Raw genomic sequence first — 13,751 nt, 5'->3', positions numbered from 1 at the left:
CCACCCTCAGATGTTCGTCAAGAACAAGGCAAGGTTCTCCAGCGAGGTCCGGTCATAACGATATATGATCGATGTCTTGCGGCGTTCGGATGTTACGATTCCGGCGCGGGAGAGCTTCGCAAGATGCCCAGAAAGGGTATTTTGCTGTAGGCCCAGTTGCCGCGCAATTTCGCCAGCCGAAAGTCCCTCATCACCCACGCCTGACAAAAGAGCAATAACTCGCAGACGCGCATCGAGCGCCAGCGCCCCCAGCATCCCTATAGCCAAATTATGTTGCACGCCCACGGCTCTATCGGGGCCCGTCGAACAGCGCAACAACCTCCGTTTTTCGCTATTTCATGATATACGGAAATTAAACAATTTACGCGTATATTAGTCGTGATGGATTGCGAGGGTCATATGAAACGGAAGCGAAGAATTCAGCTCGATAGAGATCAGATGCCACTATCGCCGCGTCGCCGGCCGCGGTTGATGCGGCCGCTGAAAGTCAATCCAACAATGGCGTGGAGTGACGAGCATACAGACGGATTGCTCCAGATGGGCGCTGCAACGGCCGAGCGGTTTGTTCGCGACAGAATCTTGGGGTCTCCGGTTGCGTGGCTGAAAACCAAGCGGCGGCTGTTTGACGGAAGGTCTGCAGTCGAGGTCTGCGGAAGTGCTGAGGGTGTGAGACGTGCGCTTGTTGTTCACACGCTCTCCCTAGACATGGATCCCAGCCCAGAAGACACCGCCGGCCTCACCTTCTGCGTGTCAGCTTTGACCACACCAGCGAGACCTCAATCCGATATATGCCTTTTCACGGCGACAATCGTTGGAGAAAGTCAGGGTCAACATGTACAGATCTTTTCGGCGAGATTGATTGATAGCGCGCAGTCGTTCCGACACCTTCTGGAAGTACAATTCGGAAGCTGGTTCGCGAGCGAAGCGATCATCCAGCAAGGATTTGATCCAAGCGAACCGATAGCCAATTCCCTGCTTTCCGAGGCGACTGCCGACTATTTGACGGCACTGAAAAATCGAGGGTTTGCTCGCCAAGCTGCACCATTTGAGTTCCACGTAGAACAGCGCTTTCCAGCATGAGCGAATTGCCAACATTCTGGGAAATGCCGTGAACGGCGGCTCACCGCTAAGGGCATCAACCAATTACGATGCCCGTCTTGACGACTGGTTTGTGATCATCGTCGCCTCCGAGGGCGTGGAATACATAACATTGCTCGGTACAGTTTGGTTCGACCGGAAGAACCGTTTCCGTGACGGGAGAATGATCCAGACGTCGCCACTTAAGGACGGTCGGTCGAAGCTTGGAATGGGAAAAGTCGTGTCGACGGCGAACAGCCTATACCTACTAGGAAAACCGCTTAGCGGAGCGCGGCCGCAACAAGTTCACTGAACCTTTGTCAGGTCAGCTAGAGCGGCATAGCGCCTGGATCAGTGCGATGCCGTCGTCGCCGTCTTCCAGCATGACCTGGAGCGGAGTGCGTCCGCTAATCGGTGAGTCTTTTCGCCATGCCCGCCTGAGCCACTCTGAGTAGCCAGCAGGTCGCACGACCAACCGCAAAGCCTCATGGAGACCCAGAAGCTTTTGAAGACCTGCATATTCAACGGGGCCGATCGCCACATCGTGATTTCGGTGTGATGCCAGCCACTGTTTGGACAGCCCTAGTAGCTGTTCCAGTTCGACATCATCGACGCCCCAAGCTGCTTGCAGAAGATCCAGCAGCAATTCTTGATCAGTGGCCATTCTGCGTCCTCGCGCTCATCGATGACACATCCATGCCAGACATTTTCGAGGGATGGAAACCGTTGGATCTTCTTGTCGACGCTTGCCAACGCCAGGTCAGCGGCCAGCCGATCCCCTCTCGAAAAGCGCGCGATCGGCTAATTGCATAAGCTCTATGCATTGTGTGCGTATGGACGCCGCAAGCTCACGCATGCGTAATTCCGAGCCCCCTTCAACGTTGTTTGCCACGCCGTTGGCATCCAGCCAGACATGCATGCTGTCCTCCAGCTTACTGGAAAGGGGTACTTTTCGGCGTACGACCTTGCTGTAATGCCCCTGAGTCATGCCAAGGATTTTGGCGAGATCGGCCTGCCCGAGACCCAGCTGCCGCCGCGCGTGCTCAAGAGAATTAATCCTGTCCGTCATTGTTACACCAAAGAATGCATGGTATTATGCATATATGCATTCATTATGCCATCAGTCAAACCAGCGGGTAGTGGCCATGGTCGGCGACGAACTGCGATTTCTGAACCTCCCCCCCGCTGATGCGTCGCTTGGATTGGGATTGCTTGAGTGGGGCGGTGCCGATGAAATTGGCACACCTGCTTACTGGGCGTCGCAAGCTTGGATGTGGGGTGAGGAGCATCCCACTCACTATAAACTTGGCCGGAGCCTTCGTGAGGAGCTGCTGGCGTGTCTCCTAGGTGGCTACGGTATACCAGCGGAGGTCGGACTCGCCGCGTACAGAAGATTGAACGCCGCAGATCAATCGGACCCAAGTCATCTGACGAGTGAAGATCGCGTCGTTGCACTTTTGCGGGAACCGCTCGACGTCAACGGCAAGCAGGTTCGATACCGGTTTGCTCAGCAGAAAGGGCGATATGTTGCGGCAGCACTCAACGGGCTCGCCGGAATAGACGCCGAAATCGACGACCGCTCTTTGCGCAACGCTCTAACCCAGCTTCCCGGCGTCGGACCAAAAACCGCTTCGTGGATAGTCCGAAATTGGCGAGGCAGCGACAACGTCTCGATACTGGATGTGCATATTATTCGGGCAGCGAAGATGCTTCATCTATTCGAGCCGGGTTGGCGGGTAGAGCGTCATTACGATCTGATGGAAGCAGCATATCTGGGCTTCGCAAAAGCTATCCGCGCTCGCGCTTCGCTGCTGGATTCGGTGATGTGGATGACGATGCGGCAATTGCCAACGTCGCTGATAAAGTCGTTTGTCGCTCCTGGACACGTAGCGAAACGGATCAATTCATTTGGAAGCGAACCCCTTCTTGAGTTGACTATGGCGTAGCACTGATCTCTTTTGCGCAGGGGCAAAAGAGGGGAATTAAAATTTCTGGATCAGATCCTGGGCCGTCGCCGACGCCCACGCCATCCTGCTTGACGGTCCGCACTGCGCCACTGAATAGTCCTCAGCCGGGAATTGTTTCAGGGCTGAAGGTGAATGACCGCCTGTATGTCCATCTCGACAAAAGCACGGGTCGCGCCATTCTACAGGTTCGCGATATCTCAGGCGCGATCGCTGGCTCCCTGACGTTTCTGGGCCACCTCTATTTGATCGACTGCATCGATCAGGGCCACAGCTACGAGGCAGTAGTCCTGAATATTTCGGGTGGCGCGGTTCAATTGCGGATCGAACCGGTATGACGACGGTGGTCGGCGGGGTGTACGCCGAACGTTGCATCGAACCGGCTTGGCGCGAAGTCTATGGATCAGCAGGCCGAGCCGCCGCGGCAATGAGCGCGGCGGTACCTAATATTCGCCTGGTAACCTATCGCAGCAGTCTTCTGGTCGAAGGTTTGACCAACATTGCATCGATCTATGGAATGGCAATTGAGGGCCCTGAGGTCGAGTTTGCCATCGGGTTCGACTATACTCACACGCTAGCGGTGCCCCGCATCACGCCGCGACCCGATGCCATTGTTCAGCAAGAAGCGGTCGTGGTCGACGACGATATCGTGCTGAGATTTGGAATGCTGGAGGGCACCGCGCGGATCAAAGCGAGACGCGCGGTCTACGATCCTCAATCGGCGTTCGATCCAAGACCATTTGGTGAGAACGGGTCTCAGGCCGACGAACTTGCGCTAATATTGAACCAGCGAGAGGCGACTTGCCTGACTGGGGAAGTCGATGCCGAGCGGGCAGCATCCGTTCTCCTATCGCGCGGCGATGCCCAAATCGTACTTGTGAAAATGGGCGGTCGCGGTGCGCTAGTGGCATCCTCTGCTGGCGCGACCCTTATCCCAGCGTATCGCAGCGCCAGCGTTTTCAAGCTGGGCTCGGGAGATGTGTTTTCAGCTGCGTTTACTAAGTTTTGGGCAGTTGAAGGGCTCGATATTGTGGAAGCCGGAGACTTTGCGTCGCGAGCGACCGCGCGCTACTGTGAAACGATGTCGCTGCCGATCTCGGCCGCAGCGGACCTTCATGAGTTAGTGCCAGCACGGGTAAGGTCGGGGCCCGGCCGTATTTACATTGCCGCGCCGTTCTTCAACCTCGCCGAACTCTGGCTCGTCGAAGAATTGCGCGATCAACTAATGGCGATGGGCGTCGAGGTCTTCTCGCCATTTCACGATGTGGGGCCAGGCAGTGCCGAACTCGTCGCGCCACAGGATCTCGCCGGCCTGGACGATTGCGACGCCGTCCTAGCGGTGCTCAACGGTGCCGATGCGGGAACGATCTTCGAGATTGGATATGCCACTGCCAAAACGATACCGGTTGTCGCCCTCGCGCAAAACATGCGTCCCGAAGATCTGAAAATGCCGGTTGGGTCCGGTTGCATCGTTGTTACCGACGTTGTGTCGGCGATTTATCAAGCAGTTTGGCAACTTCGGTGAGGTCACTGTTGCTGTCGGGCGGCGTGGACTCCGTCGCCCTAGCGTTCTGGAAGCGGCCGCAAGTCGCGATGACAATAGACTACGGGCAACGCGCGGCACTGGCTGAGGTCAACGTGTCACGACATATATGCAGCTTGCTTGAGATTGATCACGTCATCATTCGAGTGGATTGCTCATCGCTTGGATCGGGTGACATGGCTGGTCTGTCCCCTCTCCGCGACGCGCCAGTGTCCGAGTGGTGGCCCTATCGTAACCAGCTGCTGGCAACCTTGGCGGGTATGAAAGCCATAGCGATTGGCGCAACCGAGATTATGCTAGGGTCGGTGGCAACTGACGCGTCCCACATAGATGGCACCCTCCGCTTCTACGATGCGCTAAACACTTTAATGGCGATGCAGGAGGGCGCACTGACCGTCTCGGCGCCAGCGCTTGGAATGACCACCTCGGAGCTCGTGCGGACCTCCGGGATTGACCGAGGCCTACTATCGTGGGCCCATAGCTGCCATACCTCGATCCTCGCCTGCGGCAACTGTCGGGGATGTTACAAGCATCAGCAGGTGATGGGGGAGCTTTATCAAGACCCCTACTGATATAGAGCCGCAGCCTCGTCGATCGGGCGCACGCCCTGCTTACGAAGTCGAGCTTTCCGATCCGGTTGCGCTACCGACCACCGTCCACACGCCGTCCGTCAAATTCTTCGACGTGATTGCTCGGCGACGATCCGGGGCTGGCGCATCTATTACCGGCGACCAATTGAGTTCGGTTCTTTGGCATGCCAGCCAATTGCGGGAAAGGCGGTTCGATGGGCGCTTTGGCCAATGGGAAAGCCGCACAGCTCCATCCTCGGGCGGGATTCAATCTATCCACTTACTCGTTCTACCATGCGATGCATCGCAGATCGCTGGCATTTACGACAATAAAGGTCACGTTCTGGGCGGGTGCGGATGCGATCCATCCGAGGCGCTTAACCTAAATGCAAACAGCGTAACGACACTCACGCGGGCCACTGCTGGGACAACAATACAGCTCTTTGCCGACCCGACCCGTTTGGCCGCCTGCTATAAAAACTATGAGACGCTGATGTGGCGTGATGCCGGAGCCATGATAGCGACCCTTTGCTGGATCGCGGAGGCACTCGAACTCAAAGCCATACCACTAGGACGGCATGGAACAGACATAGTGAGGTCGTTTGGCCTAAAGGCCCCGGTCGTCGGAACAGGCGCGGTCCATATCGGTGCTGCGCAGGAGGACAGTTAATCTATGGCGGGGCGTAATCGTGAAGGCGCTTTGACTGCCGAGGAAAAGCCAATCGTTAAAGCGCTGCTCGGCAAGGGATGGCGGAATCAGGACATTCAAGCGCTCATCAATACGGGGCGCGAGGCGACGATCAACAGTGGCCGGATAACCGAAACCAAAAACGACCACTTGATCACCGCCGCCTCGGACGACGAGGTGGAGTTCTTTAAGATAAAAAAGAACTCATACGACCAGAAAACTGGTTTGAACCTGTATGATCATGAGCGCCTCATTCGCGCTCGTGAGGCGATGATCCTCGCCGTTCAGGTGTTCAATAGTCCAGCTATGCGCTTTAAGACCGAAGTGTTTACCATGCTGGCGAACGTTGCCTGGACGTATCTTCTACACGAACATTACGAAAGAAAGGGCGTCAAAGTCGTCGGCCGTGACGGGCGCTCGCTGCTATTAAGTCAGATCCTCGAACGACATGATTGCCCGATTTCAAAGGGGATGAAAGACAACCTGCGATCGCTCAAAATTCTTCGAGATGATGTCGAGCACAAACTGCTTGGAAGAGGCGATTCCAAATGGCTGGGCCTGTTTCAGGCTTGCTGCTTAAATTTCGATAAGGCCATGTGCGATCTATTTGGCGCAGCGCTGACCCTGTCGCACGATCTTTCATTCGCGTTGCAATTTGCGAAGCTCAATTTCGACCAGGTCACCACGCTGAACCGATATGAGATCCCTGCCGCGATCGACGCCATCGATGCTCGGTTGCGAGAAGGCATGACCGAAGCCCAAATTGCGGATCTGGAGTTCCAATTTCGCGTTGTGTACACGCTTGATGCTGTCACCAAAACGCGCGCCCACTTTCAATTCGTTCAGCCTCATTCCGCCGAAGGCAAGGACATCAGAAATGTCCTAGTCCAGCACAAACTGGCGGACCATCTTTATCCCCATCGACCGGGAGATGTGGTGAAAAAGGTAGCGGAGCGGACGGGCAAGAAGTTTACCCAGCACAACCACACACAAGCGTGGCGGAAATTCGAAGCACGTCCACGAAACGGCGCCGCCCAGCCTGAAAACACTAACCGGGACTATTGCATCTACCACGCTACCCATGGCGACTATACATTTTCGGATCAGTGGCTTCTGCTGCTGGAGGCGGAGGTACGCGATGACCAGAAGTTTGAAACCCTGAAAGCGTTCAAGCTTTAGTTGTTCAGGATACTGAAATCTCATTCCGAGCTGGGTCATCGAGTTTGCTGCAATCCGAACAGTGGAATTTATTGTGTCCGGTACCCCAACAGGCTGAGCACGTTGAACACTACCAGCAGGGTCGAGCCTTCGTGCATCGCGACCGTCGGTCCGATGCCGAGCCGCAGGATCGTCGCGGAAACCAGAAAGGCGACGCCCCCAAACTCACGATCACGTTCTGACGAATGATCGCTCTCGAGCGTCTGCTTAAGTCCACCGCGAGAGACAGGTGCGATAGATTGTCAGCTATCAGGGCGACAGCCGACCGACACCGGCACCGGATTCGTCGAGCACCTTTGGCAGAACCAACGGTATGTCGAGCTGAAGTTTCTCCGTCATGCTGGCTCCTCCTTGTTTTCGCGCGGTTCCCGTCGGGCGTCGCGCAGGATCTCGATGCCGCCTTTGGTGGCGATCACGGCCGTGGCGAAGCCCACCACCAGGTCGGGCCAGTTGGTGCCGAGCCACAGAACCAGCATGCCGGCGATCAGGATCCCGCCGTTGGAGATGAAATCGTTGAAGCTGAACGTCGTCGCGGCGCGCAGATTGACGTCGGGTTTGCGGACGCGCTGAAGCAGTCGGAGACAGATGTAGTTCACGACCGCCGCTACCGCCGACATTGCCATCATGGTGACGCCGACCGGTTCGCTTCCCTGAAGGTAGCGACGTCCGACATCGATCAGGATGCCCACCGCAAATAGCAGCAGCATCACGCCCGACGCGGTTGCCGCACGCGTTTTCCAAACAATTCCGTGGCTGAGCGCCAGCAGGCTAAGCGCATAAACGGCGGCGTCGGAAAGGTTGTCGACGCCATTTGCGATCAGCGCGCTCGAATCGCCCATAACGCCTGCGCTGAGGAAGCCTGCCCCGATCGCCAGATTGAGCAGCAGCACGATCCACAGGGTTTTGCGTTCGTCGGGCTTTGCGGTTCTATCTTGGGTCATCGGCACCCTTCTCTTAAATTGCGAGACCCGCCACGTCGGTTGGATGGCCGTCGTGGCGGGTCTGTGCGCGGTCAGGCCAACCGCGGTTCCAGGGGCGCCCTGGCCGGCTCTTCCGCTTCGATTTCGGCCATGTCCATTTCGTGCCTGCCGTACCGGGCATAGAGTGTCGGCAGCAGGAACAAGGTCAGCAACGTCGCCGAGATCAGGCCGCCGATCACCACCGTCGCCAGCGGTTTCTGCACCTCGGCCCCCGCACCGGTCGCGATCGCCATCGGCACGAAGCCCAGGCTTGCCACCAGCGCGGTCATCACCACCGGTCTCAGCCGCATCATCGCGCCCTGATACGCAGCCTCGGCACGGTGCATACCGTCGGCCATCAGCGCCTGGATCGAACTGACCATCACCAGACCGTTGAGCACCGCGATGCCGGACAAGGCGATGAAGCCCACCGCCGCCGATATCGAGAACGGCATACCGCGCAGGACCAGCGCGAGCACGCCGCCCACCAGCGCAAGTGGTACGCCGGTGAACACGATCGCCGCATCGCGCACGCTACCAAGCGCCCCGTAGAGCAACAGGATGATGAGCGCGAAGCAGGCGGGCACGACCAGCATCAGCCGCTGGGTTGCGGACTCCAGATTTTCGAACTGGCCACCCCAGTCGAGATACTGCCCCGCAGGCAGGCGAACCTGCCCGGCGATGGCGGCATCCGCATCCGCCACCACGCCCGCCACGTCGCGACCGCGGACGTTCGCCTGGACGACGACGCGCCGCTTGCCGTTCTCTCGACTGATCTGGTTCGGCCCATCGGTGACGTTGATGTCCGCAACCGATTCGAGCGGCACGAACCCGCCCTGGGGAAGCGGCACGGGCACCTGACCCAGCGTCTGGAAGTCGGCACGCTGTGCGTCCGACATCCGGATCGTGACGGCAAAGCGCCGGTCGCCTTCGAAGATCATGCCGGCATCGCGCCCGCCGATCGCGGCGGCGATGGTGTCCTGCACCGTCTGCGCGCTGACGCCCAGCCGCGACATCGCGTCGCGACGGGGTTGGATATCGAGCATGGGCAACCCTTCGGTCTGTTCGACCCGGACATCGACCGCACCTTCGGTTTCACGAAGAATTGCTGCGATCTGGTTGGCGGTGGCGTTCATCTGGTCGAAATCGTCGCCGAACACCTTGACCGCAATGTCGCCCCGAACGCCCGCGATCAGTTCGTTGAACCGCATCTGGATCGGCTGGCTGATTTCGTAGGCGGCACCGGGTATCTGTTCGATCGCTTCCTCGACCTTGGCGACCAGTTCGGCCTTGGCAAGGCTGGGGTTTTCCCACTCCGCCCTTGGCCTCATGATGATGAACGTGTCGGAGATGTTGGGCGGCATCGGGTCAGACGCGAGTTCGGCAGTACCCGTCTTGGAGAAGACGAACCGCACTTCCGGAATCTTCGCGATCACCTGCTCGATTTGGCTTTGCATCGCCTGGCTCTGATCGACGGAGGTTCCCGGAACGCGCAGCACCTGAACGGTCATGTCGCCTTCGTCGAGCTGCGGCAGAAACTCCTGCCCCAGCGTCGTGAACGCCAAAATCGCCGCCAGGAATGCGCCTATCCCCATGCCCATCGTCAGTGTGGGACGCTTCATGGCATTGCCGAGGCTCGGCTCGTACTTGCGCTTGAGCCAGGACATGATGCGTCCTTCCTTCTCCTCCACCGGCTTCGAAAGCCAGATGGCGAGCATCGCTGGCACAAAGGTCAGCGACAGGACGAACGCAAAGGCCAGCGCGAGAATAACGGTCAGGGCCATCGGCTGGAAGGTTTTGCCCTCCACGCCGGTCAGTGTGAGCATCGGCACATAGACTAGGATGATGATCGCCTGGCCGAACACGGTCGGACGGATCATCTCGCGCGACGCGCGAGCGACCGATTCAAGCCGTTCGTGCACCGTCAGGTTGCGTCCGAGATGATGTTGCCGCTCGGCGATGCGTCTCAACGTATTCTCGACGATGATGACCGCACCGTCGACGATCAGACCGAAGTCGAGCGCGCCGAGGCTCATCAGGTTTGCGGAAACCCCGCCTTGCAACATGCCGAAACTGGTCATCAGCATGGTGACCGGGATCACCAAAGCCGCGATCAGCGCCGCGCGGAAATTGCCCAGCAGCAGGAACAGAACGACGATGACGAGCAGCGCGCCTTCGGACAGGTTCTTGGCGACGGTCTTGATCGTCGAATTGACGAGCGCCGTCCGGTCGAGCACCGGTTGAACGGTGACGTCTTGCGGCAGTGATGCGTTGATCTCCACCAATCGGTCGGCGACCGCGGAGGCCACCGTGCGGCTGTTTTCGCCGATCCGCATGATCGCGGTGCCGACGACGACTTCCTTACCGTTCTCCGACGCCGAGCCATAGCGGATCGCCTGACCTAACTGGACTTGAGCCACCTGATCGAGCCGGATCGGTACGCCTTCGCGCGTCGCGATCACGGTTCCCGCCAGCTCGCCCGCGTTGCGAATGCGCGAATCCGAGCGCACCGCCAGCCCCTCGCCACCGCGATCCACGACGCCAGCGCCGACGCCGACATTGTTCGCCTCCAATGCGGTGGCGAGATCGGTCAGGTTCATGCCGATTGCCGACAATTGCTGGACGTTGGGAATGACCTGGAACTGTTTGACGTAGCCGCCGATCGAATCGACGCCCGCCAGCCCTTCGGTGTTGCGAAGCAGCGGCGAGACGATCCAGTCCTGGACCGTGCGGAGATAGGTCGCCTGATCGGCTTCTCCGACCAGCCGATCGCCTTCGGGCGTGATGTAGCTGCCATCGGGTTGCAGGCCGGGCTCGCCGGGCTTGTGGGTATCCTCCTCGCGATGTTCGAAATGGACGGTCCACATATAGACTTCGCCCAGGCCGGTCGCGATTGGCCCCATTGTGGGCGTCACGCCTTCGGGCAGGTTTTCCTCGGCGGTGCGCAACCGCTCCGCCACCTGCTGGCGGGCAAAATAGATATCGGTGGAATCGTCGAAGACCGCAGTGATCTGGGAAAACCCGTTGCGGCTGAGCGAACGGGTGTATTCGAGGCCTTGGATGCCCGAAAGCGCCGTTTCGATCGGGAAGGCAACCTGGGTTTCGACCAGTTCGGGCGACAGCGCGGGAGCGCTGATATTCACTTGAACCTGATTGTTGGTGATGTCGGGCACCGCGTCGATCGGCAGCCGACTCAAAGAGACGGCACCGATGACGGCGGCGATGAGCGTGATCAGCAGGATGAACCAGCGACGCTCGACGGAAAATGTGACGATGCGATCGATCATGGTCTTAGTGCCCGTGCTCCGCTTCGCCCTTTCCGAGCTCAGCCTTGAGGATGAAGCTGTTGGTGCCGGCGATCTGCTCGCCGCCCTTCAGTCCGGAAGTGACGACGACATTGTCGCCGCTCGGCTGACCAAGCGTGACGGACACGACCTGAAACCCTTCTTCGTTGCGCACGAAGACGCTGGGGCGACCCTCGACCGTCTGGATGGCGCGCTGTGGCACCAGCACGCTGCCGCCGCCGGTCGTCCCCGGCAGGCGGATCGAGGCGGTGACCGCCTCTCCGACCCGCCATTGGCCACTGCGATTGTCGATGACCGCGATGACGTTCACGAGCCGCGTCGTCTCGTCGAGCACCGGCGAGACGAAATCGATACGGCCAACCGAGCGACGATCGCCCGACACCACTTCGATTGTTGCGCCCGGCTGCACGCGTCCTGCATCGTTCGGCGACAGCGACAGCGTGACCGCAACCTGCGACAGGTTTGCGACGCGGAACAGCTCCGCGTCCGCGGCGACCGTCTGACCCAGTGTGACGCTGCGGGCGACGACCTGGCCGCCCAGCGGCGAGGCGACGGCGACGCGGTTGAGCGCACCGCCCCCCGCACCGGCTGCCGACAATTGCTGCTGTGCGAGACGCAGCGCGATGCGAGCCTCCTGCGCCGCCGTGCGCGCCGCAATTAGATCCTGTTCGGGCGACACTCGCTCCGCAAATAGCCGCTGTTCGCGCCCGAGATTGCTCTGCGCCAAGTTCAGCCGCGCTCGAGCGGCTTCGATTTCGGCATTGAGCTGCGCGGCCTCACGACTCTCGATCACGGCCAGCGTCTGGCCGCGCCCGATCGACTGACCGAGATTGCGAGTGAGCGATACGACACGCCCCCCGATCGCGGCCGACACGACTTGCGTGGCCTGCGGATCGCCTTCGATCGTTGCCGGAAGCGTGATCGCACCGCCGCCGCTTTGCAGCGTGCGAACAACCTCTACCCCTGCGGTCTGGATCTGTTGGGCCGTCAGGTGGATCGCGCCTTCCTCGTCGCTGTGACCGGCTTCTTCGCCGGCTTCGGCATTCTCGGCCTCGGTCGCGGCGTTTTCATCCGCCCCAGTAGAGCCACACCCCGCGAGCATCGCGGCAAGCGTCAGCGGCAGCGCCGCTTTCCAGATCGTATTCATCGAATATCCCCCAAGGTCGGCGCGGGCGTGGTGAGCCGCCGCAATCGCGCCTGTGCATTGTGATAGGCAGCCAGCGCATCGATCGCATCGGCGCGCGTATCGGCGAGCGTGCGTTCGGCATCGAGCAGATCGAGCTGGCCGAATTTGCCTTCGCGATAACCGATACGGGCGATGCGAGCGGCTTCCTGTGCCGCCGCCAATGCGGGGCCATTCGCCGCTGCGGCGGTAGTGGCGGCATTGGCCGTCTCCGCCTGCGCGCGAGCGATCGCGTCTTCGACTTCGATCACGGTCACCCGCCGTTGCGCCTCGGTACGGCTCCGCTCGGCACCTGCCTGTTGAATCGCCGCGCGTCCGTTGTTGAACACCGGCAGTGGCACCGACAGGCTGAACAGGAACGCCGCATCGCCATTCTCGAAACGCCGCGCGCCTGCGCTTACCGAAAGGTCCGGCAGCCGCTGTGAGCGTGCGAGCCGAACCCGCGCATCGGCGGTCGCCAGATCGGCGTCGGCAGCGGCAAGCGCGAGCGTGCCGCCACCACCAATCCGCGCCAGCGGCCCGATCCCGCCCGACACCCGGTCGAACCAGGCTTGGTCGAGCGGCGCCGTTACCGGCTGGCCGATGCGCTGCGCTAGGCGGAAGCGCGAAACCTCCACCTGACGCTCGGCACGTTCCAACTCGGCATCGGCGTTGACGCGCACCACGTCGGCGCGTTGCACCTCGATCGGCGATGCACGTCCCGCGCGGACCCGAACATCGGCACCACGCAACGCCTCGCCCGCGATACGCGCCTGATCGCGCGCGGTGACGAGCCGCCGTTCCGCGGCGATCGTCTCGACATAGGTTTCGGTAACCTCCAGCCGGAGATCGGCACGCAGAATCGCCGACTGAACCGCGGCGCGCGTGCTTTGCGCATCCGCGACCGCAATGCGAGCTGAACGCTTGCCCCCTAGTTCGATCGGCAACGACAAGCTGCCGGTCGTCTCCAGTGCCTGGACACCGGCATAGGGGCCAGTGCCGAACACATTCTCCGTCTCGACCGACACCGATGGGTTGGGACGGAGGCCAGCGATGGTCCGCCCAGCGGCTGCGATCCGGCTTTCCGATTCGGCCACGTCGATCGTGGGCGAAGCGCCTTCCGCAACCGCGATTGCGCGGTCGAGCGTCAGCATGGGGGCGGTGCTCGATACCCCAGGCGGCGTATCGGGTACCGTTTGCGCCTGTGCGATCGATGCGCAGGACGCGGCAGCCAGCAAGGCTGCGACGAATCTTTTCATTTTGCTT

At 60.1% G+C, this 13,751-nt stretch carries 13 protein-coding genes and 1 pseudogene; 6 read left to right on the top strand and 8 right to left on the bottom strand.

What is annotated here, in order from left to right:
- Positions 1 to 6: 6 nt before the first annotated feature.
- Entirely contained in the window at positions 7 to 279 is a 273-nt protein-coding gene (locus ACX0GZ_RS09695; protein WP_458815826.1) for an ArsR/SmtB family transcription factor, read from the bottom strand.
- 120 nt (positions 280 to 399) lie between these two features.
- Between ACX0GZ_RS09695 and ACX0GZ_RS09690 the strand changes: the two genes are divergently transcribed.
- A complete protein-coding gene (locus ACX0GZ_RS09690) occupies positions 400 to 1,080 on the top strand; it encodes a hypothetical protein (protein WP_458815824.1) in 681 nt (226 codons plus the stop codon).
- Between the two features lie 322 nt (positions 1,081 to 1,402).
- Here ACX0GZ_RS09690 and ACX0GZ_RS09685 read toward each other — a convergent pair whose 3' ends face one another.
- Positions 1,403 to 1,741, bottom strand: a complete 339-nt coding sequence (locus tag ACX0GZ_RS09685) for a hypothetical protein (RefSeq protein WP_458815822.1) — start codon at positions 1,739 to 1,741, stop codon at positions 1,403 to 1,405.
- A gap of 96 nt (positions 1,742 to 1,837) precedes the next feature.
- Positions 1,838 to 2,146: a helix-turn-helix domain-containing protein gene (locus tag ACX0GZ_RS09680; protein WP_458815820.1), complete on the bottom strand. Its 309-nt coding sequence runs from the start codon at positions 2,144 to 2,146 to the stop codon at positions 1,838 to 1,840.
- Between the two features lie 76 nt (positions 2,147 to 2,222).
- Here ACX0GZ_RS09680 and ACX0GZ_RS09675 point away from each other — a divergent pair, with 76 nt between their 5' ends.
- The 5 genes from ACX0GZ_RS09675 (at position 2,223) to ACX0GZ_RS09655 (ending at position 7,020) form a co-directional block, all read left to right on the top strand.
- Complete coding sequence (locus ACX0GZ_RS09675) at positions 2,223 to 3,023, top strand: 8-oxoguanine DNA glycosylase (RefSeq protein ID WP_458815818.1); 801 nt, start codon at positions 2,223 to 2,225, stop codon at positions 3,021 to 3,023.
- A gap of 149 nt (positions 3,024 to 3,172) precedes the next feature.
- A complete protein-coding gene (locus ACX0GZ_RS09670) occupies positions 3,173 to 3,379 on the top strand; it encodes a hypothetical protein (protein ID WP_458815816.1) in 207 nt (68 codons plus the stop codon).
- Positions 3,376 to 4,566 carry a PfkB family carbohydrate kinase gene (locus ACX0GZ_RS09665; RefSeq protein ID WP_458815815.1) on the top strand — a complete coding sequence of 397 codons (1,191 nt, stop codon included), beginning with the start codon at positions 3,376 to 3,378 and terminating at the stop codon, positions 4,564 to 4,566. The genes ACX0GZ_RS09670 and ACX0GZ_RS09665 overlap by 4 nt, the downstream gene beginning before the upstream one ends.
- Positions 4,563 to 5,156 (top strand): 7-cyano-7-deazaguanine synthase, encoded by a 594-nt coding sequence (locus tag ACX0GZ_RS09660; protein ID WP_458815813.1) that lies wholly within the window; start codon positions 4,563 to 4,565, stop codon positions 5,154 to 5,156. The genes ACX0GZ_RS09665 and ACX0GZ_RS09660 overlap by 4 nt, the downstream gene beginning before the upstream one ends.
- Positions 5,157 to 5,826: 670 nt before the next feature.
- The gene (locus ACX0GZ_RS09655) at positions 5,827 to 7,020 is read left to right on the top strand and encodes a DUF3644 domain-containing protein (RefSeq protein WP_458815811.1); all 1,194 of its coding nucleotides are present in this window, start codon (positions 5,827 to 5,829) and stop codon (positions 7,018 to 7,020) included.
- 68 nt (positions 7,021 to 7,088) lie between these two features.
- On the opposite strand, the pseudogene ACX0GZ_RS09650 reads toward ACX0GZ_RS09655, so the two are convergent.
- From ACX0GZ_RS09650 to ACX0GZ_RS09630, 5 genes and pseudogenes are all read right to left on the bottom strand, one after another.
- A pseudogene (locus ACX0GZ_RS09650) lies at positions 7,089 to 7,399 on the bottom strand (heavy metal translocating P-type ATPase); the annotation flags it as partial.
- Entirely contained in the window at positions 7,395 to 8,000 is a 606-nt protein-coding gene (locus ACX0GZ_RS09645; protein ID WP_458815809.1) for a cation transporter, read from the bottom strand. The pseudogene ACX0GZ_RS09650 and the gene ACX0GZ_RS09645, both read right to left, overlap by 5 nt.
- Before the next feature lie 71 nt (positions 8,001 to 8,071).
- Complete coding sequence (locus ACX0GZ_RS09640) at positions 8,072 to 11,305, bottom strand: efflux RND transporter permease subunit (RefSeq protein ID WP_458815807.1); 3,234 nt, start codon at positions 11,303 to 11,305, stop codon at positions 8,072 to 8,074.
- Positions 11,306 to 11,309: 4 nt separating this feature from the next.
- Complete coding sequence (locus tag ACX0GZ_RS09635; protein WP_458815805.1) at positions 11,310 to 12,470, bottom strand: efflux RND transporter periplasmic adaptor subunit; 1,161 nt, start codon at positions 12,468 to 12,470, stop codon at positions 11,310 to 11,312.
- Entirely contained in the window at positions 12,467 to 13,744 is a 1,278-nt protein-coding gene (locus ACX0GZ_RS09630; protein WP_458815803.1) for a TolC family protein, read from the bottom strand. The genes ACX0GZ_RS09635 and ACX0GZ_RS09630 overlap by 4 nt, the downstream gene beginning before the upstream one ends.
- Positions 13,745 to 13,751: the final 7 nt, after the last annotated feature.

The organism is Sphingomonas aestuarii (genome assembly GCF_054457155.1).
This window is presented reverse-complemented; position numbering and strand designations above follow the sequence as displayed.

Excerpts from the sequence above, each read along its gene's own strand:
- ACX0GZ_RS09690 (WP_458815824.1), top strand. The coding sequence starts at position 400 with ATGAAACGGAAGCGAAGAATTCAGCTCGATAGAGATCAGATGCCACTA.
- ACX0GZ_RS09685 (WP_458815822.1), bottom strand. The coding sequence starts at position 1,741 with ATGGCCACTGATCAAGAATTGCTGCTGGATCTTCTGCAAGCAGCTTGG.
- ACX0GZ_RS09680 (WP_458815820.1), bottom strand. The coding sequence starts at position 2,146 with ATGACGGACAGGATTAATTCTCTTGAGCACGCGCGGCGGCAGCTGGGT.
- ACX0GZ_RS09675 (WP_458815818.1), top strand. The coding sequence starts at position 2,223 with ATGGTCGGCGACGAACTGCGATTTCTGAACCTCCCCCCCGCTGATGCG.
- ACX0GZ_RS09665 (WP_458815815.1), top strand. The coding sequence starts at position 3,376 with ATGACGACGGTGGTCGGCGGGGTGTACGCCGAACGTTGCATCGAACCG.
- ACX0GZ_RS09655 (WP_458815811.1), top strand. The coding sequence starts at position 5,827 with ATGGCGGGGCGTAATCGTGAAGGCGCTTTGACTGCCGAGGAAAAGCCA.
- ACX0GZ_RS09645 (WP_458815809.1), bottom strand. The coding sequence starts at position 8,000 with ATGACCCAAGATAGAACCGCAAAGCCCGACGAACGCAAAACCCTGTGG.
- ACX0GZ_RS09640 (WP_458815807.1), bottom strand. The coding sequence starts at position 11,305 with ATGATCGATCGCATCGTCACATTTTCCGTCGAGCGTCGCTGGTTCATC.
- ACX0GZ_RS09635 (WP_458815805.1), bottom strand. The coding sequence starts at position 12,470 with ATGAATACGATCTGGAAAGCGGCGCTGCCGCTGACGCTTGCCGCGATG.
- ACX0GZ_RS09630 (WP_458815803.1), bottom strand. The coding sequence starts at position 13,744 with ATGAAAAGATTCGTCGCAGCCTTGCTGGCTGCCGCGTCCTGCGCATCG.